This window comes from Sphingomonas panacisoli (assembly GCF_007859635.1).
GTDB lineage: Bacteria > Pseudomonadota > Alphaproteobacteria > Sphingomonadales > Sphingomonadaceae > Sphingomonas > Sphingomonas panacisoli.
The window spans coordinates 1,211,287-1,237,447 of sequence record NZ_CP042306.1 but is presented as its reverse complement, the minus strand read 5'-3'; the positions used below and the strand labels follow the sequence as shown (position 1 = coordinate 1,237,447).

Sequence of the window (26,161 nt, the reverse complement as noted above, 5' to 3'; positions counted from 1 at the left end):
GATGATGCGGTTGGTGACATTGCTGGCCGCGTTGTTCTCGCTGTTGTTGGCCCTGCCCGCGCTGGCGCAATCGCCAAGCGCAACGGTCGAATCGCCGGACAAGGCACTGAGCGTATCCGTCGCGATCGGGCCGGAGGCGCGCGCCAACTACACGGTGTCGCGGAACGGCAAGCCGGTCATCGCGCCGTCGCTGCTCGGCTTCCAGTTCACCGACGGCCCGCAATTCGCCCGCGACCTCGAAATCACCAACGTCACGCGCTCCAGTTTCGATGAAAGCTGGACACAGCCTTGGGGCGAATGGCGGACGATCCGCAATCATTACAATGAGATGCGGGTCCGCCTTCGCGAGGTGAACCGGCTGCACCGCATCATCGACGTCGTGTTCCGCGTGTACGACAACGGCGTCGGCTTTCGCTACGAATTTCCCGACCAACCCAACCTCAAGACCGCAAACATCGCCGAGGAACTGACGCAGTTCTCGATCGCCGAGCCTGCCACGGCATGGTGGTGTCCCGCGTTCGAATCGAACCGCGAGGAACAGCTCTACAACAAGACCCCGATCGCCGAGATCGGCACCGCGCAGACGCCGCTGACGCTTAAGACCGCAAGTGGGCTTTACGTCGCGATCCACGAAGCGGCGTTGGTCGATTATTCGGGGATGAATGTCGCCAAGGTGCAGGGCGGGCTGCTGAAGGCGGTCCTGACACCGTCGTCGAGCGGCCCCAAGGTCAGCCGCGCCGCGCCGTTTCCGACGCCGTGGCGCGTGCTGTTGATCTCTCCCGACGCGCCCGGGCTCTACATGGCCAATTCGCTGATCCTCAACCTCAACGAACCGAACAAGCTGGGCGACGTATCCTGGGTCAAGCCGATGAAATATGTCGGCATCTGGTGGGGCATGCACCTCGACCAGCAAAGCTGGGCATCGGGGCCGAAGCACGGCGCGACCACCGCAAATGTCATGAAAATGATCGATTTCGCCGCGGCCAACGGGTTCAAGGGCGTGCTGGTCGAAGGGTGGAACGTCGGCTGGGACGGCGACTGGTTCGCCGATGGCCGAACCTTCAGCTTCACTAAGCCCTATCCCGACTACGACATCGAGAAACTGACCGCTTACGCCAGGTCGAAGGGCGTCGTGATCATCGGCCATAACGAGACGTCGGCCAACATCGCACATTATGAAGACGAGATGCGCGGGGCGTTCGATCTCTACCAGAAGCTCGGCATCACCGCCGTGAAGACCGGTTACGTCGCCGATGCGGGCGGCGTTCAATGGCGCGCGCCCGACGGCAGCATCCGGTTCGAATGGCATGAGGGTCAGGTAATGGCGCGCCACCATCTGCCGGTGGTCACCGAAGCCGCCAAGCGCCGCATCGCGATCGACGCGCATGAGCCGATCAAGGATACGGGCCTGCGCCGTACCTATCCCAATTGGGTCAGCCGCGAGGGTCAGCGCGGCATGGAATACAATGCCTGGGGCGTGCCCAAGAACCCGCCCAATTGGGAAAGCGAACTGGTCTTTACGCGGATGCTCGGGGGGCCGTTCGACTTCACCCCCGGCGTGCTGAGCCTGAAGGGGCGCGGCGACACCGACATCCTCTCGACGATCGCCAAGCAACTCGCCCTCTACGTCGTGATCTACTCGCCGATCCAGATGGCCGCCGACCTGCCGGAGAACTATGCGAAATATCCGGCCGCGTTCCAGTTCATCAAGGATGTTGCGGTCGACTGGGACGATACGCGCGTCCTCAACGGCGAGATCGGAGAATACGTCACGATCGCGCGTAAGGCGAAGGGGTCGAACGACTGGTTCTTGGGATCGGTCGGCGACGACACCGCGCGTTCGTTCGACGTCAGCCTCGACTTCCTGTCATCCGGCGAGGCCTACACTGCGCAAATCTATCGCGACGGCGACGATGCCGATTATCGCACCGACAAACGCCATTCGATCGTGATCGAGACGCGCAAGGTGAAGAAGGGCGATGTGCTGAAGATCGCGCTCGCGCCGGGTGGCGGACAGGCGATCAGGTTCAAGGCTGGTCGCTAGGGTTCGACCCGCCGCCCCGATCGGGAGCGTCAAAGCCGCAAATGTCCCCCAGACATTCGCGAGTCTTTGTCGCTGGTGCGGGCGGTGGGAATCGAACCCACACTCCTTGCGGAACCGGATTTTGAGTCCGGCGCGTCTACCAGTTCCACCACGCCCGCAGCCGAACGGCGGCTTGCCTAGACGAGCGATTTCGTCCGGGCAAGCCGCATCGGTGATCAGGCGAAAGTATCGCTCAGATTGGCGGCGCCGCCCATCGGATCGGCACCATATTTGTTCGGACCGACCGTGCCCGGCAGGCAATAGAAGACCAGCAGCACGATGGCGCAGATCATGCCGATCAGCATCAGCACGCCGGCCAGGCCGGCCATCGCCAGCGAACCCGACAGCATGCCCATCACCAGCATGACGAGCCCGACGAGATAGGGGCCGGCCGGCAGCAGGATCCACCAGCCGCTACGATCGGTGTCGTGCAGCCGCCGGACGCCGACCGCGATCGACGGCACCAGCGTGCCGAGCGACCAGATCCCGCCGAGCACGCCGACGCTCGACATCGCCGCCATGCCGCCGGGCGTCACGCTCGTCGAACTGGTCTTGAGGCCCAGCATGCCGTCGATCAGCCCAAGCACGAAGCCGACGATGACCGTGAACAGCACCCACATCCAGAATTCCATGCGGCGCGAGCGACCACTGAATTCGGCATACCGCTTCAGCGGCAACAGCATCCAATCCATTCTATTTCTCCCCGTTTTGATCTCGGTGCCGGCACTCCTCTCCGACTACCAGCAAGCCACGGTCGCGATGCACGATCCGATCGGCCGTCATGATTCAACCCTGGGTGCGTCCCCCATTTGCAGCGTTGTCGTCAGGTCCATGCTGCCTGCTTCCCCCGAGTCGCGCCGGCAGCCTATTCCTTCGCGGCGGGATTACAACTCCGGGCGGACGGTCGAGTGTCTCAGTTGGTCGGGGCGCGGCGGCGATAGCTCAGCGCCTCGGCGACATGGACTCGACCGACATCGTCCGATCCGGCCAGATCGGCGATCGTCCGGGCGACGCGCAGGATGCGGGTGTAGCCCCGCGCCGACAGCCGCATCGCCTCCGATGCCTGTGCCAGCAACGTGCGTCCGGCATCGTCGGGTGTCGCGACCGCTTCGAGCAGATCGCCGTCGATTTCGGTATTGGTTCGTGCTGCGTGATCTGCGTAGCGCGCCGTCTGGATCGCCCGCGCCGCGGCGACGCGCGCGGCGACCTCGGCCGACCCTTCGGTCGGTGGGGGCAGGACGAGGTCGGCGGCGCTCACCGCTTGCACCTCGACGTGGAGATCGATGCGGTCGAGCAGCGGTCCGGAGACCTTGGCCTGATAGTCCGCCGCGCATTTGGGCGCTCGCGCACACGCCAGGCTCGCATCGCCGAGATGCCCGCAACGGCACGGGTTCATCGCCGCGACCAATTGTACCCGCGCCGGGAACGTAACGTGCGCGTTGGCGCGGGCGACGCTGACGGTGCCGGTCTCGAGCGGCTGGCGCAGCGAATCGAGGACGGCGCGCTGGAATTCGGGGAGTTCGTCGAGGAACAGCACGCCAAGATGCGCGAGGCTGACTTCGCCGGGCCGTACCCGCAATCCACCGCCGACCAGGGCTGCCATCGACGCCGAATGATGCGGCGCGCGATACGGCCGAGTCCGCGTGATGCGCCCACCTTCCAAGGTACCGGCGACCGACTGCACCATCGACGCCTCCAACGCCTCGGCAGCATCGAGCGGCGGCAGGATGCCGGGCAGGCACGACGCCATCAGCGATTTGCCCGCGCCCGGCGGCCCGACCATCAGCAAATTGTGGGCGCCGGCCGCCGCGATCTCCAGCGCGCGCTTGGCCGTTTCCTGCCCTTTGACTTGCTTGAGGTCGGGGCCTAGCCCCGGTTCATCGGCGACGCCCGGCGATGGCGCGCCAAGCAACTGGTTGCCCTTCAGATGGTTGAGCAACGACAGCAGGTCTCCGGCGGCAACCACTTGAATCGATCCCGCCCAGGCCGCCTCCGCCCCCCTGCGCCGCGGGGCAAACCAGCCCCTTCCCCTCCTCCGACGCATGGAGTGCTGCGAGCAAAACGCCTGGCGACGACGCGATCCGGCCGTCGAGACCCAACTCCCCCACCACGACGAACTCGCTCAGCGTCTCGGCATCGACCACGCCCATCGCGCCCAGCAGCGCCAGCGCGATCGGTAGGTCGAAATGCGTGCCTTCCTTGGGCAGATCGGCGGGTGACAGATTGACGACGATCCGCTTCGGTGGGAGCGACAGGCCCATTGCGGCGATCGCGCCCCTCACCCGCTCGCGGCTTTCCGCGACCGCCTTGTCCGCCAGTCCGACGACGGTGAAGTTGGGTAGCCCCGCGATCAGGCTGCACTGGACTTCGACCCCGCGCGCTTCCAGTCCCAGATACGCGACCGTCGATACCAAAGTCGTCATTGCACCCCCGCTTGATACGTCTCGTATCATCTTGAGCGGAGTTTGGAACAGGGATCAGCATCGCGTGGCAGAATGGGACTAGCGTCTTGCACGACTGACACACCGCCCCCACATGCGCCGCCGATGGAGCAAGCCAGCCTCTTCGCGTTGACTTATCGCGCGACCTCGCTTAAGCGCGCCCCCAGCAAGGCCGCCTGCGTGGCGGCCCTTTTCTATTCTGACGATCAGGGAATGAGCGATGAAGCGGACTTTTCAGCCGAGCAACCTGGTGCGGGCGCGCCGGCACGGCTTCCGCGCGCGGATGGCGACCGTGGGCGGTCGCAACGTGATCCGTGCCCGCCGCAACCGCGGCCGCAAGAAGCTGTCGGCCTAATTACCCTCACAAAACGCCGCGATTTTCTCGCGGCGAATTCGGGTAAGCGCGCACCGATGCCGGGTTTCGTCCTGCTGGTGAAGGCGCGCGGCGACGGCGATCCCGCGATGCGGATCGGCTATACGGTGACCAAGAAGATCGGCAACGCCATGGTGCGCAATCGCATCAAGCGGCGTTTTCGCGCGCTTGCGCGTGAGATTTTGCCCCAGAGCGGTGTCGCCGGCGCCGACCACGTCCTGATCGGCCGGTCGGACGGTCTTACCCGCGATTTCGCGCAGTTGAGGGCCGACCTCACCAAGGCATTGGCGAAAGTCGTCCGGTGATCGGCCGATTCTTCACCTGGCTGCTCGTCGGCATCGTCCGATTGTGGCAGATCGGCCCCTCCGCGATCCTGCCGCCGACGTGCCGCTATCAGCCGTCATGTTCGGCCTATGCAATCACCGCGCTTCGCCGCTATGGCCCGCTCAAGGGCGGGTGGCTGGCGATCAAGCGGATCGCACGGTGCCAACCCTGGGGCGGACACGGCCCCGATCCCGTTCCCTGATTTATCGATAAGGTCGCCCACGCGTGAAGAACGACAATCGCAATTTCATCACCTTCGCGATCATCGCGGCGCTGATCCTGTTCGGTTGGCCGGTGATCGCCAACAAGCTGTTCCCGCCTGCCAACCCGCCGGTGACCAAGATCGAGGGCGGCAAGACCAAGGTAGTGCCGAACACCACCGCCCCCTCCCCCACGACGCCAGCCAGGGTCCGCGACCTGAAGGCTGTGCTGGGCGAGAGCGCCGGTCAGCGCGTCGCGATCGACACGCCGACGTTGAAGGGATCGATCAACCTGAAGGGCGCGCGGATCGATGACCTGGTGCTGACCCAGTACAAGGAAACGATCGCCAAGGATTCGCCGCCGATCCGCTTGCTGTCGCCTGCAGGAACGACTGACGCCTATTACGCCCAGTTCGGATGGCAGGATAACGGCCTGAAGCCGCCCAGCGCCGACACGGTGTGGACGGCGAACGGCACGCTGCTCGCGCCGGGCAAGCCGGTGACGCTGACGGCGGCCAACGCGCAGGGGCAGCGCTTCGCGATCGAGCTGAGCGTTGACGATCAATATATGTTCACGATCCGCCAAACGGTGTTGAACGCCGCCGGCACTGCGGTCGATGTCGCGCCCGCCGGGATCGTCAGCCGCGCAACGCCGTCGAAGGACGTCGACAGCTGGACGATCCAGATCGGCCCGATGTCGGTGCATGACAGCAAGGCCGATTACGACCTCAACTATAACAAGGTCGCGGAATCCAAGCCGTTCACGACGACCGGCGGCTGGCTCGGCTTCACCGACAAATACTGGCTGACCGCGCTCGTCCCCGACCAGGCATCGACCTTCGCCGGGGAATTCACCGCGCCGACGGGCAACGGCTATGCCGCCGACTATGCGCGCGCCAAGACGTCGCTCGCGCCGGGCAAGGCGCTGACCCAGACCAGCCGCTTCTTCGCAGGGTCGAAGGAAGTGCGCATCCTCGACGGCTATCAGGACAACGCCGGCATTGCGTTGTTCGGCAAGGCACTCGACTGGGGCTGGTTCGAAGTCATCGAAAAGCCGATCTTCTACTATCTCCACTGGCTGTTCCGCATGATCGGCAATTTCGGCGTCGCGATCATGCTGCTGACCGTCACGATCCGCGGCCTGATCTTCCCGATCGCACAGCGCCAGTTCGCCTCGATGGCGTCGATGCGCGCGATCCAGCCGAAGATGAAGGCGCTGCAGGAACGCTACAAGGACGACAAGCAGCGCCAGCAGCAGGAGATCATGAAGCTGTACAAGGAGGAGAAGGTCAATCCGCTCGCGGGCTGCCTCCCCACCCTGATCCAGATTCCGATCATGTATTCGCTGTACAAGGTGCTGATGCTGACGATCGAAATGCGGCACCAGCCGTTCGTCGCCTGGATCAAGGATCTGTCGGCGCCCGACCCGCTGACTCCGATCAACCTGTTCGGCATCCTCGATTTCGTGCCGCCGCATTTCATCGCGATCGGCGTGGTACCGATCCTGCTCGGCATTTCGATGTGGCTGCAGTTCCGCATGAACCCGGCCCCGATGGACGAGGCGCAGAAGCAAGTCTTTGCGCTGATGCCGTGGGTGCTGATGTTCGTGATGGCGCCGTTCGCGGTCGGCCTGCAGGTGTACTGGATCACCAGCAACCTGCTGACCGTGTTGCAGCAGAAGGTGCTCTACGCGCGGCATCCGGCGCTCAAACAGCCGGTGGTTAAGTAGAGTGAGCATTTTCGACGAGGACGCGATCGAGGCGGCGCGCAAGACGTTCGCCGGGCCGATCGCGTTCCTTAAATCCGCGCCGGCACTGCAACATCTGCCCGGCGCCGATGTGCCGGAGGTGGCGTTCGCCGGCCGGTCGAACGTCGGCAAGTCGTCGCTGCTTAACGCGCTGACCAATCGCAACAGCCTGGCGCGCACCTCGAACACGCCGGGGCGGACGCAGGAACTCAACTTCTTCGACGTCGGCGAGCCGTTGGCGTTTCGGCTGGTCGATATGCCGGGTTATGGCTTCGCCAAGGCCCCCAAGGACGTCGTCAAAAAGTGGCGGTTCCTGGTCAACGACTTCCTGCGCGGGCGCGATGTGCTCAAGCGAACGCTGGTGCTGATCGATGCACGGCACGGGCTGAAGGACGTCGATCGCGAGATCATGGAAATGCTCGACAAGGCGGCGGTCAGCTATCGCCTGGTCCTGACCAAGGCCGACAAGATCAAGCCGACCGAACTCGACAAGGTCGTCGCCGCGACCGCAGAGGAAGCGCGCAAGCGCCCCGCCGCGCATCCCGACATCATTGCCACGTCGAGCGAAACCGGGCTCGGTATCGCCGAGCTGCGCGCCGCCGTAATCGAGGCGATCGGCTAAACGAACGCACATTGAGGGGGATGGATCGATGAGAAGAATCGCGACGATCGCAGCGATCGCGCTGACGTTGGTCCCGCTCACTCCCGCCACATCGCGCGACCGCGACGCGCCCGTGATCAGCGCCGCCTCGGTCCGCACCGAACTCGAATTGCTCGCCGGCCCTGCGCTACGCGGACGCGGCAGCGCGACACCCGATGAAGCGATCGCCGCGGGCTATGTCGCGGCGCTGTTCCGCGATGCCGGGCTGCGCACCGCACCGGGGATGGATTCCTATCTCCAGACCGCGCCGATCGTCCGACGCACCGTCGCTGCCGATCCGACGCTGACGATCGGCGGCACCGCAATACCGGGCGTGACGGTGTTGCGCTCCGGTGGTGGCCAAATCAGTGGCACGGCCGCAATCCTGCGCGATCCCGCCGGCGCGATTCCGCAGGCCGATGTCGTTGTGTACACCGGTCCGGCGGACCAATTCACCCGCGTGTATCGCGCCGTGCGCGGCAAGGCCAAATTGTTGCTGACGACAGAAACGCAGGAAGATCGCGACTATCGCAAGCAGACGGGTGTGCGTCCTCGGCTACGCGTCGCGCTGAAGGGCGTCGATTCCCGCCCCGATGTCACGGTAGCGGCGCTTTCGGCCGACGCGCTCGGCCGCGTCCGTGACGGCGATGCTGTGATGCTCGACATCCCCGTCGTCACGACCGACGGCGTCACGACCAACGCGATCGGTTACCTGCCCGGTACCGATCCCAAGGCCGGCGTAATCCTGGTCAGCGCACACCTCGACCACCTCGGGGTGCGGAACGGCAAGGTGATGCCCGGCGCGAACGACGATGCGTCCGGAACCGTCGCCGTGATCGAACTGGCGCGCGCGTTCGCGGCGATGGGGCCGTCGAAGCGCGGCGTGCTGTTCGTCGCGTACGGCAGCGAGGAACTCGGTGGGCTCGGATCGACCTGGTTCGGCCTGCATCCGCCCATTCCGCTCGAGCGGATCGTCGCCAATATCGAGCTCGAGATGATCGGGCAGCAGGACGCCAAGCTGCCCAAGGGGTCGCTGATGATGACCGGGGCCGAACGATCCGACCTGTTCGCAATGCTGCGCGCGAACGGTGCGCTGGTCGCGCCCGACCCCTATCCTGAAGAGCATTATTTCGAACGTTCCGACAATTACTCGCTCGCGCTGAAGGGGATAGTCGCGCACACACTGTCGGGCTGGGTCGGACCGACTTACCACCAGCCGACGGATACGGTGGACAGCCTCGACCTCGACTACATGACCGCCGCGATCAATTCTCTCGTCCGGCCAATCCGCATGCTCGCCGACGCGGGCTATACGCCGCGATGGAAATCGGGCGGGCGGCCGCAATGAAGGCGGTCGTTTACCTTTCGGCAACCAGAGTCGTTTAAGTTTATACCCTTGGGGCACACGTATGTGCGGGGTTTCGTGACATGAAGTTTTTCATCCTGTTCGGGCTGGTCGCCTCGGTGATCGGCGATTTGCTGTTGAACAACGGCGAATATACCCGCGCGTTCGGCCACCATCTCACCGCGTTCGGCGATGCGATCCGCAACAGCAGCGCCTCTTTGTGGGGTACCAACTAAGCTACATTGCTCCGGCAGCATCGGCTCGCTAGATCGGTTGCAACAAGCAATCGATCTGGGAGAGCGACGATGACGATACCGGCCAAGGCGCGCGAACTGCGTTCGCTGATCACCGACGGCAAGCTCGAGCTGTCGATCCAGGACGTCGATGTTTCGGCGCCCGGTGCCGGCGAAGTCGTGGTCCGCATCGAAGCCGCGCCGATCAATCCCTCCGACCAACCGCTCCTGCTCGGTCCCGCCGATCTCTCGACGCTGGCAAGCGACGGCGGCACGACGACCGCCGCGATACCCGAGGCAATGGCCAGCATGGTCGCCGCGCGGAACGGCAAGTCGCTCGCCGCTGGCAACGAAGGCGCCGGCATCGTGGTCGCGGCGGGCGACGGCGCCGAACATCTGATCGGCAAGACCGTCGCGGTGCTCGGTGGTGCGATGTACACGCAGTATCGCAAGGTGCCGCTGTCCGCGCTGCTGGAATATGGCGAGGGCGTCACCCCGGCACAGGGCGCCTCAGCATTCGTCAATCCGCTGACCGCGCTCGGCATGGTCGAGACGATGAAAATGGAGGGGCATACCGCGCTCGTCCATACCGCCGCGGCGTCGAACCTGGGCCAGATGCTCAACAAGGTCTGCATCGCCGACGGCGTCGATCTGGTGAACATCGTCCGCAACGATGAACAGGCCAAGATCCTGACCGATATCGGCGCGAAGTATGTGGTCGATTCGTCCTCGCCCGATTTCCGTGCGCACCTGACCGATGTGCTGTTCGAAACCGGCGCGACGATCGCGTTCGACGCGGTCGGCGGCGGGCCGCTCGCGGGGCATATCCTGGGTGCGATGGAAGCGGCGCTGGTCAAGAAGACGCCGCCCGCTGGTGGCTATGGTTCGCCGGTGCACAAGCAGGTCTACATCTACGGCCGGCTCGACTTATCCCCGACCACGCTCGCGCCGAACATGGGCTTTGCCTGGGGTGTCGGCGGATTCCTGCTGACGCCGTTCCTGATGAAGGCAGGCCCGGAGGTTATCGCCCGGCTGCGCAAGCGGGTCGCCGACGAGATCCTGACGACCTTCGCGAGCGGCTACACGTCCGAAATCTCGCTCGACCAGGCGATCCAGCCCGACACGATCCGCGGCTGGCAGCGCAAGGCGACGGGCGAGAAATATCTGATCAACCCGACTCTCTAGGACCGATCAGTCGCCGGCGATGAACGCCGTCATCAGCCACTTGCCGCCGCGCTTGTCGAACAGCGCGCGGTAGCTGTAGCCGCTCCACAGGAAATCGTTGGCGACATAGCCGGCGGTACCGTCCTCGAACGTCACCTTGGTCCAGTCCTTTGCTTCGTCGCCGATCGTCACGCTCTCCCAGTCGGCGGTACGGACCACCTTGGCGGTCTTGGACGGTGCCTCGCGGATGTTCACGCGTTCGCCGTTGATCAACGCGATGTCGGCGAGTTCGCCGCTCGGACCGTTCTGATACCAATAGGGTGCGCTCGCCTCGCCGTCCTTCAGCGAGCACCCCCGCGCCAGCATGCGGCCGAGTTCTTCCCACAGGCCCGACGTCGCCGGAGCGGCGAGCTTCCACTCCTTGGCGAACCCCGCTCGACCATGCGGATCACCGAAGCTCCATTCGATATCGGGCGCGACGACCGCCAGCAGCGCCTTGGCGTCCTTGCGCTTGACGATATCCGCCAGCGACGTCCGGAACGCCACGAACGACGCATCCGCGACACAATCGTCGCGCGGCGGATATTGCTTGGCGGCGGCGGGCGAGGCCGCGAGCGACGTGGCGAGCAAAAGGCCGGTGATCGTCTTCATGCTGACGATGCATCATGACACGGCGCTCAAGTCAATCGAACGACCATGCGTGTCGGATTTGACCAAGCCAAGCGTTTGAAATTCTGTCATCATGCCTTCGCATATTGGGGGGGAACCGTCATGGACAAGAACCCGAACGAGCAGGCCGACCAGCGCAGCGAGAAGGATCGGCGGCAGGATAGCGATCCCGATTATGGGGGTCCCGAACGCCGCGTGAAGGACCGGCGCAAGGACAAGCCGGCCAAATAAGCCGCCGCTATCCGACCGCGCGACACGCCGGTTGCCCGCCGGCGCGATGATCTTTACCCCGCGGGCATGCTCAAGCTCATCATCGGCAATAAAGCCTATTCGTCCTGGTCGCTGCGCGGCTGGCTCGCGTGCAAGCAGTCGGAGTTGCCGTTCGAGGAAGTCGTCGTGCCGCTCTACGACGACGATTGGGACAAGCGCCGCCAGGGCGACGAGTTCGCCCCGTCATCGGGAAAGGTGCCGATCCTGTGGGACGGCGACGTCGTCGTGTGGGACAGCCTAGCGATCATCGATTTCCTCAACGAACGCACCGGCAACGCCAAATTCTGGCCGACCGACGAAGCCGCACGCGCGATGGCACGATCGATGGCGGCGGAGATGCATTCCGGCTTCCAGAACCTGCGCGCCAAGCACACGATGAACATCCGCCAGGTCTATCCGGCGCAAAAGCCCGACGACGACGTGCTGGAGGAATTGACCCGACTGATGGAGATCTGGGCGCAGGCGCGCGCGCGGTTCGCGGGCGACGGCGATTTCCTGTTCGGCGATTTCGGCGCGGTCGACATCATGTTCGCGCCGGTCTGCACGCGGATCGTAACCTATCAGCTGCCCGTCGCGCGCTTCGCGGTGCCGTATGTCGAGCGCGTGCTCAACCACCCCTTCATGCAGGATTGGATCGCCGCCGCGCAGGAGGAGGAATGGGTGATCGAGAAGTTCGAGCAAGCTGCCGAATAAATCCCAAGTCCGTTCGTACTGAGCTTGTCGAAGTACGTGGCCGGGACACGCCCTTCGACAAGCTCAGGGCGAACGGCGGACTGAAACGCACTAAAACCTGCTGCCATCCTTGCGGCGTTGTTCCCCGACGCTGGCGTAGAGGTGCATGTCGATATCGGGGTAATGACAGTCGCTGACGCCCGTCCCGCCGATCGCGACGAACACGCAATCCTTGTCCGACCGGTTCTGCAGGACATGGCCGTTCCCGTCGTTCTTGGGGAAGGCGGCAATATCGCCCGGGCGCATGACATGCTCGCCATCATTGTCGACCAGCACTGCCTCGCCGGCCAGCATGATGACGGCTTCGTCCTCGCCCTCGTGCCAGTGGCGCTGCGCCGACCAGGCACCGGGCTTGAGCGTGACGTGGCTAAACCCGAAGTCGCTCACGCCGCCCGGCGGCGCGAGGCGGCGATACCAGCGTTCACGCACCACCGTGGCGTATTCCGGCGGATAGCCGGTCGCGTTCGACTGCGGGATTGTATCGAGATCGAGCTTGGGCAATGCCGTCTCCGTTGCTTTACGGGAGTGCATCTTGCCCCAAGTCGTCGATCTGACCAAGGCGCTGATCGCCGCCGAAAGCGTGACGCCCGCGCGTGGCGAAGTGTTCGACGTACTCGCGCAGACGCTAGCGGTCGCGGGGTTCGAGATCGACCGCTTCACGGTCGGCGAGGAACCCGACGGACCGGTCGAGAACATGATCGCGTTGCGTCCAGGGACGAGAACGCACCTTGCCTTTGCCGGGCATCTCGACGTCGTGCCGCCGGGCGACGGCTGGACCAGCGGGGCGTTCGCGCCCGAAGTGCGTGGCGACTTGCTCCACGGGCGAGGCGCGGTGGACATGAAGGGCGCGATCGCCGCCTTCACCGCCGCCGCGGCGCGGGTGGAAGGCCCGACGCTCAGCCTGCTGATCACGGGCGACGAGGAAGGGCCGGCGATCTATGGCACGCGCGCGATCATCGACCGGATGGCGGAGCGCGGGTTGAGGCCCGATCTATGCCTGGTCGGCGAACCGACCTCCGACCAAAGGCTCGGCGACACGATCAAGATCGGCCGGCGCGGGTCGGTCAACCTCTGGATCGACGTCCCGGGCAAGCAAGGCCACGTCGCCTACCCCCAACTCGTCGACAATCCGATCCCGAAGCTGGTCGCAGCGCTGGCGGCGATCGACGCGATCGTGCTCGATCACGGCAACGACTGGTTTCAGCCGTCGAACATAGAGGTGACCGACGTGACCGTCGGCAACCCCGCGACCAACGTCATCCCGGCCAAGGCGTCGGCGCGGCTGTCGATCCGCTTCAACGACGAGCAACGTGGCGAGGATCTGGTCGATCTGATCGAGCGCACCGTGGCGCTCCACGCTCCCGAGGCGACGGTGATCGCGCGGATTTCGGGCGAGGCGTTCCTGACCGAGCCGGGGCCGCTCTCGACCCTCGTGGCGGATGCGATCGCGGCGGTCACGGGCGTGACCCCTGCTTTGTCCACCACCGGCGGCACCAGCGATGCGCGGTTCCTGTCGCAACTCTGCCCCACGGTCGAATTCGGCCTGGTCAATGCGACGATGCACAAGACCGACGAGGCGGTGGCGATCGCCGACCTCGAGACGTTGACCGACATCTACGCCGACATCATCGCGCGGGTCGCGCACGGTTAGACGATCGGCACGATCCGCACCGGAAGCCCGTCCTTCGGCCGCGGGATAGGGAAAACCTGCCATTTGTCGCCCGCGCTGGGATCCGCCTCGATCCGATAGCGCGACAACAAATTCGCCATCAGCAGCTTCATCTGCATCACCGCGAAATGCAGCCCGATGCACATGTGGGCACCGCCGCCGAAGGGTACCCAGGCGAAGCGATGGCGGCCCTTCGACGCCTCGGGCGTGAAGCGCAGCGGATCGAACTTGTCCGGCTCCGGCCAGATGTCGGGCATGCGATGCGTCCAGGCGATACCGACACCGACGCTGGTCCCGGCGGGGATGGTGTAGCCGCCGAATTCGAAGTCGCGCAGTGCCCGGCGTGGCAAGGACGGCACCGGCGGCATCATCCTGAGCGCTTCCTTGAAGGCGTAATCGGTCAGCACGAGCCGATCGAGCTGGTCGGTCAGCGGCACCGCGGGATCGAGCCCCATGATCTCCTCGCGCAGCCGCTCCTGCCAATCGGGATTGCGCGCCAGCAGCATGACGAGCGTGGTCATCGACGAGGTGATAGTATCGTGCGCCGCCATCATCAGGAAATTCATGTGATCGGCGATCGCATCGTCGGACAGCGGCTGGCCGGCATCGTCGGTCGCGCGGCAGAATTGCGAGAAGAAATCCTCACCATTGCCTAGTCTGGCGCCATGCCGCCGCGCCGGGATTTCGCGCTTGAACCAGTCGATCAGATAGGCGCGCGCCTGCACACCCTTGCGCATCATCGTCCCCGGCAACGGCACGCGAATCGGCGAGATCGATGCCTGTACTTCATCGACGAACGCCTGGTTGATGCGATCGGCCTCGTCGCCCAATTCGACACCAAGAAAGCTGGTCGCCGCCAGATCGAGCGTCAGCTTCTTGATCGCGGGATAGAAGCGCATCTCGCGCCCGCTCCAGTCGGTGATGTGGCGCTTGATCCCGGCATCGAGTTGCGTCGCGTAGTGCCGCATCGGCTCGGGCTTGAACGCCACCGACAGGATCTTGCGGTCGGCGCGATGGTGATCAAAATCCATCAGCATCAGCCCGCGCGGGAACAGCAGGTTGAGCATCGGGCCCCAGCCCTGCTCCGACGAGAACAACCGGTCGCGATCGAACAGGATCAGTTCGTTCGCCTCCGGGCCGAGCAAAGCGACATTGGGCTCGCCGAATGCGTGGTTGCGGTAGACCGTGCCGTAGCGCCCGACCATCGCGTTCCCGAACTTCACCGGATCGCGCAGCAGTTTCAGCGTGTTGCCGAACAACGGCAGGCCGAAATTACCCGGGATGTGGGTCAGCGACTGGCGCGCCGCGTGGGGCACCCAATGGGGATTCGCTTCGAGCGTGTGCGCATAGGCCATGCGGTTACTTACCACGGTGTCAGTAAGCGACGCTAGCCCCCAACCTCCCCGGTCGAGGATCACTCGACGGTCACCGATTTCGCCAGGTTGCGCGGCTGATCGACGTCCGTCCCCTTCGCCACCGCGACGTGATAGGCCAACAACTGCACAGGCACCGCATAGACCAACGGCGCGATCAACGGATGGACCTTGGGCATCTCGATCGTCGCGAGGCAGTTGTCGCCCGCCTCGGCCAGCCCCTCGGCATCGGAGATCAGCACGATCTTGCCGCCGCGGGCCTGTGTCTCCTGCATGTTGCTCACGGTCTTCTCAAACAACGGTCCCGACGGCGCGATGACGATCACCGGCACATTCTCGTCGATCAGCGCGATCGGGCCGTGCTTCATTTCACCCGCCGCATAACCTTCGGCGTGGATGTAGCTGATTTCCTTGAGTTTCAGTGCACCTTCGAGCGCCAGCGGATAGTCCGGTCCGCGGCCCAGATAGAGCACGTCGCGCGCCGGCGCGATCAGCGGCGCCATCGCGGCGATTTCCTCGTCATGGTCGAGCGCGGCGTTGAGCGCGGCCGGCGCCTGCGTCAGATGCTCGACGATCTCCTCTTCCTCAGCGCGGGTCAGGCGACCCTTCACCACCGCGAGGTGCGCGGCGAGCGCGGCGAGGACGGCGAGCTGGCACGAAAACGCCTTGGTCGAGGCGACGCCGATCTCCGGCCCGGCATGCGTCGGCAGCAGCAGATCGGCTTCGCGCGCCATCGTGCTGGTCGGCACATTGACCACCACCGCGATCTTCTGGCCGGCCTTCTTGGCGTGGCGCAGCGCGGCGAGCGTGTCCGCGGTTTCGCCCGACTGGCTGATGAAGAGCGCCAAGCCGCCGTCTTCCAGCACCGGATCGCGATAACGAAACTCGCTCGCGACGTCGATATCGACCGGCACGCGCGCGAACTGCTCGAACCAGTATTTGGCGACCATCCCGGCATAGAAACTCGTGCCGCACGCGACGATCGTGACGCGCTTCACCGCCGACAGATCGAAATCCATCTGCGGCAGGCCCACGGTCCGCTCGACCCCGCGCAGATACGACCGCAGCGTCTGGGCAACGACGATCGGCTGCTCGAAAATCTCCTTCTGCATGAAGTGGCGATAATTGCCCTTCTCGATCATCGCCGAGGTCGCGCCGGAACGCGTGATGTCGCGAGTCACCGGATTGTTGTCGACGTCGTAGATCTGCGCGCCGTCGCGGCGGACGACGACCCAGTCGCCCTCCTCCAGATAGGCGATGTTCTGCGTGAGGCCCGCGAGCGCCAGCGCGTCGGAACCGAGATACGTTTCGCCCTCGCCATAACCGACCACCAGCGGCGAACCGAGCCGCGCGCCGATCAGCATGTCGTCATGCTGGCGAAACGCGATCGCCAGCGCGAAGGCGCCGCGCAATTCGGGCAGGACAGCCTTGACTGCCTCTTCGGGCGATTTCCCCGCCTCGACATGCTCGCTGACCAGATGCGCGACGACCTCGGTGTCGGTCTCGCTCTGGAAGGTGCGGCCGCGCGCGATCAGCGCTTCGCGGAGCGGCTTGAAATTCTCGATGATGCCGTTGTGAACGAGCGCCACTTCGCCCGTCGCGTGCGGATGCGCGTTCGATGTGGTCGGCGCGCCGTGCGTCGCCCAGCGCGTGTGCGCGATCCCGGTATGGCCGGGCGCCGGATCGGTCGCGAGCACCGCGACCAGGTTCGCGAGCTTCCCCTCCGCCCGACGACGGATCAGTTGGCCGTCCTGAACCGTGCAGACGCCGGCGGAATCGTATCCGCGATACTCCATCCGCCGCAGCCCCTCGACCAGCCGATCGGCGACCTGATCCTTTCCGACAATTCCGATGATTCCGCACATGGTTAGGGAGCTTTCTTCAAATCTTGTAGGGGATACGAATGCCGGGCATGCTTGCCGGAAAGTCCTTGGTGTTACGCGTGACGAGGATGCGACCCCCCATTTGCGCAGAAGCAAGTATGATCGCGTCGGGCGACTTCAACGATCGGCGCTGATGGCGGATTGCGGCTGCACGACGCGCTACTTCTTCGTCGATCTCGGCGATCGCGAACAGCCGCAAGAATTCTTCGGTTTCAGGCGCGGCGGTATCGGGAACGCCCGACATCACTTCTATCCACGTCATCCGGCTGATCCACGGCCGCGTCGCCAATCGCAACTCGGCCCAGGCCATCGGTCGATTATGCAAGACGTCGATGACGATATTGGTGTCGAAGAAGCGCTCGCTCACGCGGCGTCGGGCCGCTTCTTGCCGTCGAGATCATCCACCGATGGCCACTCGTCGCGCAACCTGCGCTCGTAGTCGAGCCCATCGACGGCCGAACCATGGCGCTCCCACAAGCCGAAATACTTTTCCATCCCGGCCTTTTCATCGCGATGCCGGAACGCCGTAACGGCGTCGCGAACGACGGCTGCGCGTGACTTGCCCTCAGTGCGCGCAACTGCGTCGAGCCACTGCACGTCGTCATCGGGAATGTCGGCCAAGAATCGCATGATACACTGATATCATATCATGATATCATGTCAATTGTTCGGGAAGTTGGTATCGACAAATATCTGCGTGAATTCCGCGGGGTCGGGTTCCTGTCCGTTCATTTCAGCAAACCTGACCTTGCCCTTTTCCCACACCTCGCGGATCGCGCCCGGCATACCGTCGGGAAATTTCATGACGGTGGCGACGATCGTCCGCCAATCGCCCGGTGTATTGAACGCCTTGTGAAATTTCGGCTCGAGCCGCGTCAACGTCGCCTGCATCTCGGTGTCGAGATGGCCGATTGCATCCAGGATATAGCTGTCGAGCAACCGCAGAAACGGCTTACCGTCGTAACGATCACTCATTTTGCTGCCTTCTTCACGCGCATCATGTCGCGGAATCGTTTCGCCCAACCGGGCTTGGTTTCCTGCGGCGGGCGTACCAACCGCAAGGCATCTGCTTCGACGTCCTGTGTGACCGTGGACCCTGCCCCGACGATCGCGCCCGCACCGATCGACACCGGCGCGACCAGCGCGGAATTCGACCCGACGAACGCGTCCTCACCGATCACCGTTTTATATTTGAAGAAGCCGTCATAGTTGCAGGTGATCGTCCCAGCCCCGATATTCGCGCCGGCGCCGATCTCGGCATCGCCGAGATAGGTCAGGTGATTGGCCTTCGCGCCCTTGCCGAGGGTGGCCTTCTTCACCTCGACGAAATTGCCGACCTTCGACTTTTCGCCTAGCACCGCACCCGGACGCAGGCGGGCATAGGGGCCGACTTCGGCGCCCTCGCCCACGGTCGCGCCCTCGATATGGCTGAACCCGCGGATCGTCGCGCCGTCGGCGACGCTGACGCCGGGGCCGAAGAACACGTTGGGTTCGATCAGCACATCGCGACCGATCTGCGTGTCGAACGAGAACCAAACCGTGTCCGGCGCGACCAAGGTGGCACCGTCGGCCATCGCCCGAACGCGACGCTTGGCCTGCCAACTGGCATCGACAGCCGCGAGTTCGGCGCGGCTGTTGATCCCGGCGACTTCCGCCGCATCGGTTTCGACGACCACCGCCCCACGCCCGTCCTTCCCGGCCAGCTCGGCGAGGTCGGTGAGGTAGTATTCGCCTGCCGCATTCGTATTGGTGAGCTGGCCGAGCAACCGAAACAGATCGGCCGATCGCACCGCCATCAGTCCGGAATTGCAAAGGGTTACCGCACGTTGTTCAGGCGAAGCGTCCTTGAACTCGACGATCTTGTCGAGCCGCCCGTCGGCATCGGCGATCACCCGGCCATAGGCGGCGGGATCGGCGGGCCGGAAGGCGAGTACGACGACGCTCGGCTCGCCCGCGCCATGCAGCCGATCGACCATTGCGCGCATCGTCTCCGTTGTGACGAGCGGCACGTCGCCGTAGAGAATCAGGACATCGCCCTCGAACCCTGCGAGGGCAGTCTCGGCCTGGCGCACGGCATGGCCGGTGCCGAGCTGTTCGGCCTGGATCGCGACCTCGACGCCGAGTGGGGTCACCGCCGCCTCGACCTGCTCGCGCCGCGCGCCGGCGACGACCACGACCTTCGCCGGATCGAGCGCATCGACGCTGTCGATCAGGTGGAGCAGCATCGGCCGCCCGGCGATCGGGTGGAGCACCTTGTGCAGGTCGGACTTCATCCGCGTGCCCATGCCGGCGGCAAGGATGACAGCGGCGATCGGGGTGGTCATGCGTCAGCGTCTCCGTCTACCCGCGCCCTGCCACGAAGACCTTGCCATGGCCATAGAATTGCGGGCAGGCGCAGCAACGATGGCCGATTTTCCCTTCGATATCGTCGGTTTCGATCTCGACGGCACGCTGGTCGACAGCGCGGGGGATCTGGCCGCGGCGGTGAACCACGCGCTGGCGGCCGCGGCGCGCACACCGTTTCCGGTCGAGCGCATCCGCCCGATGATCGGCGGCGGCGCGCGGCTGATGCTGCAGACTGCGCTGAAGGCAAGCGGCGGCGACGAGCGACTCGACGATCTGCTGCCGATCCTGCTGGCGTATTACGAAGCCAATATCGCGGTGACGACGCGGCCCTTCCCTGGCGTGCTCGCGGCGCTCGATGCGCTGGCGGATCGCGGCGTCACGCTCGCGATCGTCACCAACAAGCGCCAGCATTTCACCGACCTGCTGTTGCGCGAACTCGACCTAACCGGCCGATTCGCCTTCGTCATCAGCGGCGACACGATCCCCGGCAAGGCCAAGCCCGACCCAGCGCCGATCGTCGAGATGGTGCGCCGCTGCGGCGGCGGGCGCGCTGCGTTCGTCGGCGACTCGCGCTACGACGTCGAGGCAGCGCGCGCGGCGGGCGTGCCGGTCGCGGTTTACGGCTTCGACGCGACCGGGGACGCGGCATTCGACGATTACCGCGACCTGATCGGCACGCTCGAGCGCCTGGCCTAGTAGTTACCCTTCAGCGCGTCGGACTTGACGTGATAGCCGATCAGCAACGGCTTGCCCTTGGCCATCCGGAACACGAACTCCTCGGCACCGTCGCCGCGATCGAACTTGGTGTCGTACGTCAACTCCAGCCGATGCTCGCCATTGTCGACGCGGTCGTTGAAACCGGTCCGAGACGTCGATTTGACGTTGCCCAACCGCGCATGGATCTGTTCGAGGATCGGGGCGAAGCCGCCTGCGGTCGCCTGGATTTCCGGCCCCGCGCCGGCGGCGATCGCCGCGAATTGGCCGGCATTCATCTGGCTGTGGAAGGCGTCGACCGCCGCGCCGCCGGACGACAGATCCTGTCCCATCGAACAGCCGCCGAGCGCCGCAGCCGCGAGCATCGAAAGTGCGTATCGCTTCATCCTATCTCTCCCTCCTGATCCCTTTAGCGCCGCGCGGGTCCCCGCCGCGCGATCCATGCATCGTCCTCGCGGGCGATCATCAGGCGACCGACGCGGTTGATCGATCGCCGATATCGCCCGATTTCTTGGGCAACAAAGCCGCCTGCGCCGCGCGATACCCGGCCAGCGCATCCTCGTAGCGCCCCGCCGCCTCCGCGCAGACGCCGAGATTGTAGAGTACCGACGGATGATTGGGCATCTGCCCGTTCATCGCCGCCCATTGCCGGCATGCTTCGGCGGTATTGTTCTGCGACAGCTTCACGACGGCCTTGAACTGGTTGCCGATATCCTTCCGCATCCCGTCGCGCTCCTCGCGGAAGCGTACGCGATAGGTCTGCGTGTACGGCCGCACGTCGCCGCGGATGGTGTTGGCGATGTCGCGAATCTGCGCCGTCACCATCTGCTCGACCGTGGTGTAGGGCGACCGCCCCTCGCACCAGCTGATCTCGCTGCGGCCCGATTTGTTGTCCGAATAGACCGACAGATTGTCCTCCAGCCGCATCAGCCGAACGCTGACGGTCACGACCACGACGCGGCGCGTGCACGGCACCGGCACTTGCGCGCGCTTGGTGCAGGCCTTGCTGCGGTCGCCCTTTTCCCATTCGACGCAGCGTTCCTCGCTGCCCTGGTAGCGATTCTCCTCGACGCCGGTGGTGACGCCGCCCGACAGGACGCCGTCGGGCTGTCCATTCGGCGCGCCGATCGCCTGTTCGAGCACGCTTTCGACCTGGCGTCCGTCGCGCCCGTCGAAGCGATCGACCACGACCACGCCCAGTCGATCCGCCTCGCGCACGCCCGCCGGAAACTTGCCGGTCATCGACGCGCTCTCGCCCCACGCCGCGCCGGTCATCGCCAGCCCCGCCAGCACCAGCCACTTTCCGCTCATGTCGATCTCCCCCGAGTCGCCCGCGACTATAGATCAAGCGGGTGGCCCCGCCACGCCCTCTGCTCTAGGGCCGTGTGGCGATGGACGACCTCCACACCCCCGCCGCGCCGCGGCTCGACACCGTGCTCGAAGGTATCGTCGAACCCGTATTGGTGATCGCCGATGGTCGCGTCGAGGAAGCGAATGCCGCCGCGCGCGATCTGTTGGGCAATCACATCCTCGATCAGGACGTGCGACTGGCGATTCGCCATCCCGCCGCGGCCGAACGATTGACCGCTCCGCCCGGCGTGGGTGCCTCGGGGCCGATCAACCTGGTCGGGCTCGGCACGCTCGACCAGCGCTGGGAATTGCGCGTCACCGACATTCCCGACGGCCGTCGCGTCGTCCATTTGATCGACCAGACCGGCAGCTACGCGGCCGAGCGGATGCGCGTCGATTTCGTCGCCAATGCCAGCCACGAACTGCGCACCCCCCTCGCCTCGATCCTGGGCTTTGCCGAGACGCTGATCGACGATGACGGCGCCGACCCGGCGATGCGCCAGCGTTTTCTGAAGGTGATGGTCGACGAAGCGCGACGGATGCAGCGATTGGTCGAGGACCTGATCTCGCTGAGCCGGATCGAGGCGGAGAAATACCGCTTGCCCGATGCTTCCGTCGATCTGGCGATGCTGCTCGAAGAGGTCATCGCGGAATTGCGCGATACGCACGACCCGCGCGTCGCCGACATCGTCGTCGAATTCGCCGACGACGTGCCCGCGGTTATCGGTGATCGGATCCAGTTGAGCCAGGCACTGCACAATCTGGTCGGCAACGCGATGAAATACGGCCGCGCGGGCACGCCGGTCACGATCAAGCTGTGGCGCTACCCCAACGGCATGGTCCGCGTCGCGGTCGGCGACGAAGGCGAAGGGATCGCACCCGAGCATATCCCGCGGCTGACCGAACGCTTCTACCGCGTCGATTCGGGGCGTAGTCGCGCGGTCGGCGGCACGGGACTCGGCCTGGCGATCGTCAAGCACGTGGTCGAGCGGCATCGCGGCCGGCTCGATATCGCCAGCCAGATCGGGCGCGGCACCGTCGTCACGATCCTGCTGCCCGCCGCCGCTGTCATCAAAGGGTAACGCTGACGTCACACAGGCGGCCGCGGAGCGACCCGATTCTCTCGCGCTCCGGGGAGTTTGATCTTGGCCACCGATTACGCCGCTCAAGCGTTCGACCGTGATATCGGTCGGTTGCGCGGCATGCTTAGTCAGATGGGCGGGCTCGCCGAACAGGCGATCCACGACGCGATCAACGCGCTGCAACGCGCGGACACCGATCTCGCCACCCAGATTCGCGGCGCCGACAAGGGCATCGACACGTTGCAGGCCGAGGTGGAGGCGCTGGCGGTGCAGATCATCGCCGAGCGCCATCTGGCCGACGGCGATCTGCGCGACGTCGTCGCCGCGCTCAAGATCGCGGGCGTGATCGAACGGATCGGCGATTATGCCAAGAACATCGCCAAGCGTGTGCCGCTGATCGAGAGCGAGCATCAGATCGAGCCGATCACCGTCATCCCCGCCATGGCGCGAATGGCGGCGGAGATGGTGCACGACGTGCTCGACGCCTTCGCTGCCCGCGACGCGCAGGCCGCGGTTCTAGTGTGCGACCGCGATCGCCTGCTCGACGATTTCTACGACGGGATCTTCCGCATTCTTGTCACGCACATGGTCGAAAATCCGGCGACGATCGGCCAGGTCGCGCACTTGCTGTTCGTCGCCAAGAATCTCGAACGGATCGGCGACCACGCAACCAACGTCGCGGAAATGGTCTATTTCGCCGCAACCGGCACGCCGATGCCCGAACGGGTCAAGACAGGGGAAACACGATGAGCCGCGTGAAGATGCTGCTGGTCGAGGACGATGCGTCGCTCGCCGAACTGCTCGCCTATCATTTCAAGCGCGAGGATTTCGACGTCAAGCACACGCCCGACGGTGAAGAAGCGTTGTTGCTGGCCAAGGAGGCGGCGCCCGACATCGTCCTGCTCGACTGGATGGTCGAAGGACTGTCGGGGATCGAGGTATGCCGGCGGCTGCGCCGCATGCCCGAGACCGCGAACATCCCGATCATCATGCTGACCGCGCGCGGCGAGGAGGAGGACCGCGTGCGCGGACTCGAAACCGGCGCCGACGACTACGTCACCAAGCCGTTTTCGCCGCGCGAGCTCGTCGCGCGCGTCGGCGCGGTGCTGCGCCGCGTGCGGCCTGCGCTGGCGGGCGAGCAACTGACCTATGCCGATATCGAGATGGATACGGTCGGTCACAAGGTCCGTCGCGGCGGCGAACTGGTCGCGCTCGGGCCGACGGAGTTCCGCTTGCTCAAGCATTTCCTCGAGCATCCCGGCTGGGTGTTCAGCCGCGAGCGGTTGCTCGATGCGGTCTGGGGCCATGACAGCGATATCGAGAGCCGGACGGTCGACGTCCACATCCGGCGCCTGCGCAAGGCGATCAATAACGGCGACCGCGCTGACCTGATCCGGACGGTGCGGTCTGCGGGCTATTCTCTCGATACAGGCGTATGACACGCACTTCGTCGAATCGCCTGCGAAACGACGGAGCCATTTTCCGATTACCGCGTTCTCCCACCCGTCACGTCTAGCGTGCCGGACTTCAGGAGAGTCGCATGAAACTGTTAGTCGCCGCGGCGGTCGCCGCATTCGCGTTTCCCGCCTTTGCTCAGGACGCCCCGGCCTCACCGCCGCCTGCCCCGCAGACCGCGCCGATGCCGCCGGCCGATCCCAACGCAACGCCACCCGCCGGCGATCCGGCCGCAGCGATGCCGCCGGCGGCCGACGCAACCGCAGCGCCGCCCGCGGCCGCGCCGATGGCCGCGCCTGCGCCGATGGCGGCTGCACCCATGGCCCCGCCGGCGACGACGGACGGCAATTATCCGATGTGCAGCAAGACGGTGACCGATCACTGCACCGAACGCTCGAACGCGCGGGGCGAACGCCTGCACTCGACGCCGCGCAAGCCGGGCTGATCGCAACGACCGGGCCGGCGCTCCCACGCCGGCCCGCATCATGTCGTAGTCAGGAGATGACGATGCGGACCTTAGCCGTTGCCATGGCGATCGCGCTGTTTGCTGCGCCGGCAGCGGCGCAGACGACGGCGCCGGTCGGTAATACGCCGCCCAACCCGCCGGGATACCAACCGCCGCCTCAACCGCCTGCGCCGCCGGATGCAGTCAGAGTTCCCGGTCCGACGCCGGACCAGGCCTACCCGGCTCCAGCGCCTTTGGCGGATTATCCGTTCTGCAAGCGCGGCCAGTTCGACAAATGCAAGCAGCGTAACGACCCCAAATAAGGGGCGCCACTCGGGTCGGGCCGGTGCGGGTTGGCACACCCTGCGCCGGCCTTTTCGTATTTTCGGTACGCTCTCTTGCGCAGCGCAGCAAAACCCCTAGGAAAGCGCGCAAACCACTTGGGAGTGCCGCAATGACCATCCGTTTCGATGACAAGGTAGCGATCGTCACCGGCGCCGGCGGCGGCCTCGGCCGCGAATATGCCCTGGCGCTGGCGAAACGCGGCGCGAAGGTCGTCGTCAACGACCTGGGCGGCAGCCGAGACGGCACCGGACATTCCGACGCAGCGCTCAAAGTCGTCGAGGAAATCAAAGCTGCCGGCGGCAAAGCGATGTCCAACGGCGGCAGCGTCACCGACTACCAGCAAATGGTCGAGATGGTCGCCAAGGCCAAGGAAACCTGGGGCGGCGTCCATATCCTGATCAACAACGCCGGCGTGCTGCGCGACAAGAGCTTCGCGAAGATGGAGCCGGAGGATTTCAAGTTCGTCGTCGATGTCCACCTCAACGGGTCGGCGAACTGCACCAAGGCGGTGTGGGAATTGATGCGCGAGCAGGCCTATGGCCGCATCCTGATGACCGCGTCGTCCACCGGCCTGTTCGGCAATTTCGGCCAGGCCAATTACGGCGCCGCCAAGCTCGGCCTCGCCGGGCTGACCAAGACGCTGTATCTCGAGGGCGCCAAGTACAACATCAAGGTCAACACGATCGCGCCGACCGCCGGTACCCGAATGACCGAGGACCTGTTCCCGGAAGAAGCGTTCAAGGCGTTCTCGCCAGACAAGGTCGCGCCGGCCGCGCTCTATCTCGTCAGCGAGGATGCACCGTCGAACGCGATCGTCGGCGCGGGTGCCGGCGTCTTCCAGGCGGCGTTCGTCACACTCACCGCAGGCAAGCTGCTGACCGGTGACGAACTGTCGCCAGAGGGTGTCGCGGCACATTGGGCGGAAATCACCGATCGCACCGGCGAAATCGTCCCTGCATCGGGCAGCGAGCAGTCGATCTCGATCATGAAGAAGCTGCAAGGCAGCTGAGGGGAACCCGCCCCGCCGATGATCGTTGCGCCCCCGCAAGTAAATTAGGAGGCGTACCATGTCCGACGAAGGCAAGACCACTGTGATCAAGACCGGCGGCGGTGGCGGCGCGATCGCGCTGCTGGCGATCGCCATCATCGCGATCGCCGTCGTGCTGTTCCTCGTGTTCGGCCAGAATCTGATGGGCAACACCAAAACGATCGACGCGAATGTGAAGATCGATACACCCATCAAGAACTGACGACAGCCTTGGTGTATTGATACACTAA

31 protein-coding genes, 1 tRNA gene and 1 pseudogene are annotated in these 26,161 nt (G+C 65.0%); 20 read left to right on the top strand and 13 right to left on the bottom strand.

Annotated features, from left to right (window positions below):
• Position 1: 1 nt before the first annotated feature.
• Positions 2 to 2,044: a glycoside hydrolase family 97 protein gene (locus FPZ24_RS06325; RefSeq protein WP_146570271.1), complete on the top strand. Its 2,043-nt coding sequence runs from the start codon at positions 2 to 4 to the stop codon at positions 2,042 to 2,044.
• A gap of 73 nt (positions 2,045 to 2,117) precedes the next feature.
• On the opposite strand, the gene FPZ24_RS06320 is transcribed toward FPZ24_RS06325, so the two are convergent.
• From FPZ24_RS06320 to FPZ24_RS06310, 3 genes and pseudogenes are all read right to left on the bottom strand, one after another.
• Positions 2,118 to 2,202: transfer RNA gene (locus tag FPZ24_RS06320), tRNA-Leu, on the bottom strand.
• 57 nt (positions 2,203 to 2,259) lie between these two features.
• Positions 2,260 to 2,775 carry a DUF805 domain-containing protein gene (locus tag FPZ24_RS06315; protein ID WP_146570269.1) on the bottom strand — a complete coding sequence of 172 codons (516 nt, stop codon included), beginning with the start codon at positions 2,773 to 2,775 and terminating at the stop codon, positions 2,260 to 2,262.
• A gap of 221 nt (positions 2,776 to 2,996) precedes the next feature.
• A pseudogene (locus tag FPZ24_RS06310) lies at positions 2,997 to 4,506 on the bottom strand (YifB family Mg chelatase-like AAA ATPase).
• A 238-nt stretch (positions 4,507 to 4,744) separates the two neighbouring features.
• Between FPZ24_RS06310 and rpmH the strand changes: the two are divergent.
• The 8 genes from rpmH to FPZ24_RS06275 all read left to right on the top strand — a co-directional run bounded on the left by rpmH (position 4,745) and on the right by FPZ24_RS06275 (position 10,571).
• A complete protein-coding gene (gene rpmH, locus FPZ24_RS06305; RefSeq protein WP_066589281.1) occupies positions 4,745 to 4,879 on the top strand; it encodes a 50S ribosomal protein L34 in 135 nt (44 codons plus the stop codon).
• Positions 4,880 to 4,935: 56 nt separating this feature from the next.
• Positions 4,936 to 5,202, top strand: a complete 267-nt coding sequence (gene rnpA, locus FPZ24_RS06300; RefSeq protein WP_240047641.1) for a ribonuclease P protein component — start codon at positions 4,936 to 4,938, stop codon at positions 5,200 to 5,202.
• Positions 5,199 to 5,423, top strand: coding sequence for a membrane protein insertion efficiency factor YidD (yidD, locus tag FPZ24_RS06295; protein WP_240047640.1), 225 nt, complete (start codon positions 5,199 to 5,201; stop codon positions 5,421 to 5,423). Before rnpA ends, yidD begins: the two co-directional genes overlap by 4 nt.
• 23 nt (positions 5,424 to 5,446) lie before the next feature.
• The gene (gene yidC, locus FPZ24_RS06290) at positions 5,447 to 7,150 is read left to right on the top strand and encodes a membrane protein insertase YidC (RefSeq protein WP_146570267.1); all 1,704 of its coding nucleotides are present in this window, start codon (positions 5,447 to 5,449) and stop codon (positions 7,148 to 7,150) included.
• Between the two features lies 1 nt (position 7,151).
• Entirely contained in the window at positions 7,152 to 7,790 is a 639-nt protein-coding gene (yihA, locus tag FPZ24_RS06285; protein WP_186729098.1) for a ribosome biogenesis GTP-binding protein YihA/YsxC, read from the top strand.
• Between the two features lie 28 nt (positions 7,791 to 7,818).
• Positions 7,819 to 9,156 (top strand): M28 family metallopeptidase, encoded by a 1,338-nt coding sequence (locus tag FPZ24_RS06280; protein ID WP_146570266.1) that lies wholly within the window; start codon positions 7,819 to 7,821, stop codon positions 9,154 to 9,156.
• Between the two features lie 80 nt (positions 9,157 to 9,236).
• Positions 9,237 to 9,389, top strand: coding sequence for a hypothetical protein (locus FPZ24_RS17075; RefSeq protein WP_186729097.1), 153 nt, complete (start codon positions 9,237 to 9,239; stop codon positions 9,387 to 9,389).
• Positions 9,390 to 9,458: 69 nt separating this feature from the next.
• Positions 9,459 to 10,571, top strand: a complete 1,113-nt coding sequence (locus tag FPZ24_RS06275; RefSeq protein ID WP_146570263.1) for a zinc-binding dehydrogenase — start codon at positions 9,459 to 9,461, stop codon at positions 10,569 to 10,571.
• 6 nt (positions 10,572 to 10,577) lie between these two features.
• On the opposite strand, the gene FPZ24_RS06270 is transcribed toward FPZ24_RS06275, so the two are convergent.
• A complete protein-coding gene (locus tag FPZ24_RS06270; protein WP_146570262.1) occupies positions 10,578 to 11,201 on the bottom strand; it encodes an SH3 domain-containing protein in 624 nt (207 codons plus the stop codon).
• 120 nt (positions 11,202 to 11,321) lie between these two features.
• On the opposite strand from FPZ24_RS06270, the gene FPZ24_RS17755 reads away from it, so the two are divergent.
• Both FPZ24_RS17755 and FPZ24_RS06265 read left to right on the top strand, forming a co-directional pair.
• Positions 11,322 to 11,450: a hypothetical protein gene (locus FPZ24_RS17755; RefSeq protein ID WP_275669360.1), complete on the top strand. Its 129-nt coding sequence runs from the start codon at positions 11,322 to 11,324 to the stop codon at positions 11,448 to 11,450.
• 66 nt (positions 11,451 to 11,516) lie between these two features.
• Positions 11,517 to 12,182 (top strand): glutathione S-transferase family protein, encoded by a 666-nt coding sequence (locus FPZ24_RS06265; RefSeq protein WP_146570260.1) that lies wholly within the window; start codon positions 11,517 to 11,519, stop codon positions 12,180 to 12,182.
• 90 nt (positions 12,183 to 12,272) lie between these two features.
• On the opposite strand, the gene FPZ24_RS06260 is transcribed toward FPZ24_RS06265, so the two are convergent.
• Positions 12,273 to 12,722 carry a cupin domain-containing protein gene (locus FPZ24_RS06260; protein WP_146570258.1) on the bottom strand — a complete coding sequence of 150 codons (450 nt, stop codon included), beginning with the start codon at positions 12,720 to 12,722 and terminating at the stop codon, positions 12,273 to 12,275.
• Between the two features lie 31 nt (positions 12,723 to 12,753).
• Here FPZ24_RS06260 and dapE point away from each other — a divergent pair, with 31 nt between their 5' ends.
• On the top strand, positions 12,754 to 13,872 hold the full coding sequence (dapE, locus tag FPZ24_RS06255; protein WP_146570256.1) for a succinyl-diaminopimelate desuccinylase: 1,119 nt from the start codon (positions 12,754 to 12,756) through the stop codon (positions 13,870 to 13,872).
• On the opposite strand, the gene FPZ24_RS06250 is transcribed toward dapE, so the two are convergent.
• Genes FPZ24_RS06250 through glmU form a run of 6 tightly spaced genes read right to left on the bottom strand, consistent with a single transcriptional unit; the run spans position 13,869 to position 19,470 of the window.
• A complete protein-coding gene (locus FPZ24_RS06250; protein WP_146570253.1) occupies positions 13,869 to 15,245 on the bottom strand; it encodes a cytochrome P450 in 1,377 nt (458 codons plus the stop codon). The genes dapE and FPZ24_RS06250 overlap by 4 nt on opposite strands.
• A 59-nt stretch (positions 15,246 to 15,304) precedes the next feature.
• Positions 15,305 to 17,128: a glutamine--fructose-6-phosphate transaminase (isomerizing) gene (gene glmS, locus FPZ24_RS06245; RefSeq protein ID WP_146570251.1), complete on the bottom strand. Its 1,824-nt coding sequence runs from the start codon at positions 17,126 to 17,128 to the stop codon at positions 15,305 to 15,307.
• A 16-nt stretch (positions 17,129 to 17,144) separates the two neighbouring features.
• Entirely contained in the window at positions 17,145 to 17,513 is a 369-nt protein-coding gene (locus tag FPZ24_RS06240) for a type II toxin-antitoxin system VapC family toxin (RefSeq protein ID WP_146570249.1), read from the bottom strand.
• Complete coding sequence (locus tag FPZ24_RS06235; protein WP_146570247.1) at positions 17,510 to 17,776, bottom strand: ribbon-helix-helix domain-containing protein; 267 nt, start codon at positions 17,774 to 17,776, stop codon at positions 17,510 to 17,512. Before FPZ24_RS06235 ends, FPZ24_RS06240 begins: the two co-directional genes overlap by 4 nt.
• A gap of 30 nt (positions 17,777 to 17,806) precedes the next feature.
• On the bottom strand, positions 17,807 to 18,121 hold the full coding sequence (locus FPZ24_RS06230; protein WP_146570245.1) for a hypothetical protein: 315 nt from the start codon (positions 18,119 to 18,121) through the stop codon (positions 17,807 to 17,809).
• Entirely contained in the window at positions 18,118 to 19,470 is a 1,353-nt protein-coding gene (gene glmU, locus FPZ24_RS06225) for a bifunctional UDP-N-acetylglucosamine diphosphorylase/glucosamine-1-phosphate N-acetyltransferase GlmU (RefSeq protein WP_146570243.1), read from the bottom strand. Before glmU ends, FPZ24_RS06230 begins: the two co-directional genes overlap by 4 nt.
• A gap of 79 nt (positions 19,471 to 19,549) precedes the next feature.
• On the opposite strand from glmU, the gene FPZ24_RS06220 reads away from it, so the two are divergent.
• On the top strand, positions 19,550 to 20,188 hold the full coding sequence (locus tag FPZ24_RS06220; protein ID WP_146570241.1) for an HAD-IA family hydrolase: 639 nt from the start codon (positions 19,550 to 19,552) through the stop codon (positions 20,186 to 20,188).
• Here FPZ24_RS06220 and FPZ24_RS06215 read toward each other — a convergent pair.
• Entirely contained in the window at positions 20,185 to 20,592 is a 408-nt protein-coding gene (locus tag FPZ24_RS06215) for a hypothetical protein (protein WP_146570239.1), read from the bottom strand. The genes FPZ24_RS06220 and FPZ24_RS06215 overlap by 4 nt on opposite strands.
• Before the next feature lie 79 nt (positions 20,593 to 20,671).
• Positions 20,672 to 21,517 (bottom strand): tetratricopeptide repeat protein, encoded by an 846-nt coding sequence (locus FPZ24_RS06210; RefSeq protein WP_146570237.1) that lies wholly within the window; start codon positions 21,515 to 21,517, stop codon positions 20,672 to 20,674.
• Positions 21,518 to 21,597: 80 nt separating this feature from the next.
• On the opposite strand from FPZ24_RS06210, the gene FPZ24_RS06205 reads away from it, so the two are divergent.
• The 7 genes from FPZ24_RS06205 to FPZ24_RS06175 all read left to right on the top strand — a co-directional run bounded on the left by FPZ24_RS06205 (position 21,598) and on the right by FPZ24_RS06175 (position 26,133).
• Positions 21,598 to 22,638 carry an ATP-binding protein gene (locus FPZ24_RS06205; RefSeq protein WP_146570235.1) on the top strand — a complete coding sequence of 347 codons (1,041 nt, stop codon included), beginning with the start codon at positions 21,598 to 21,600 and terminating at the stop codon, positions 22,636 to 22,638.
• A gap of 120 nt (positions 22,639 to 22,758) precedes the next feature.
• Positions 22,759 to 23,388, top strand: a complete 630-nt coding sequence (gene phoU, locus FPZ24_RS06200) for a phosphate signaling complex protein PhoU (RefSeq protein ID WP_240047688.1) — start codon at positions 22,759 to 22,761, stop codon at positions 23,386 to 23,388.
• A complete protein-coding gene (gene phoB / locus FPZ24_RS06195; protein ID WP_146570233.1) occupies positions 23,385 to 24,077 on the top strand; it encodes a phosphate regulon transcriptional regulator PhoB in 693 nt (230 codons plus the stop codon). The genes phoU and phoB overlap by 4 nt, the downstream gene beginning before the upstream one ends.
• A gap of 101 nt (positions 24,078 to 24,178) precedes the next feature.
• The gene (locus FPZ24_RS06190; protein ID WP_146570231.1) at positions 24,179 to 24,538 is read left to right on the top strand and encodes a hypothetical protein; all 360 of its coding nucleotides are present in this window, start codon (positions 24,179 to 24,181) and stop codon (positions 24,536 to 24,538) included.
• Between the two features lie 62 nt (positions 24,539 to 24,600).
• Positions 24,601 to 24,861: a hypothetical protein gene (locus tag FPZ24_RS06185; RefSeq protein ID WP_146570229.1), complete on the top strand. Its 261-nt coding sequence runs from the start codon at positions 24,601 to 24,603 to the stop codon at positions 24,859 to 24,861.
• Positions 24,862 to 24,992: 131 nt separating this feature from the next.
• Positions 24,993 to 25,892 (top strand): SDR family oxidoreductase, encoded by a 900-nt coding sequence (locus tag FPZ24_RS06180; protein WP_146570227.1) that lies wholly within the window; start codon positions 24,993 to 24,995, stop codon positions 25,890 to 25,892.
• Between the two features lie 58 nt (positions 25,893 to 25,950).
• Positions 25,951 to 26,133, top strand: a complete 183-nt coding sequence (locus FPZ24_RS06175) for a hypothetical protein (protein ID WP_146570225.1) — start codon at positions 25,951 to 25,953, stop codon at positions 26,131 to 26,133.
• Positions 26,134 to 26,161 lie beyond the last annotated feature (28 nt).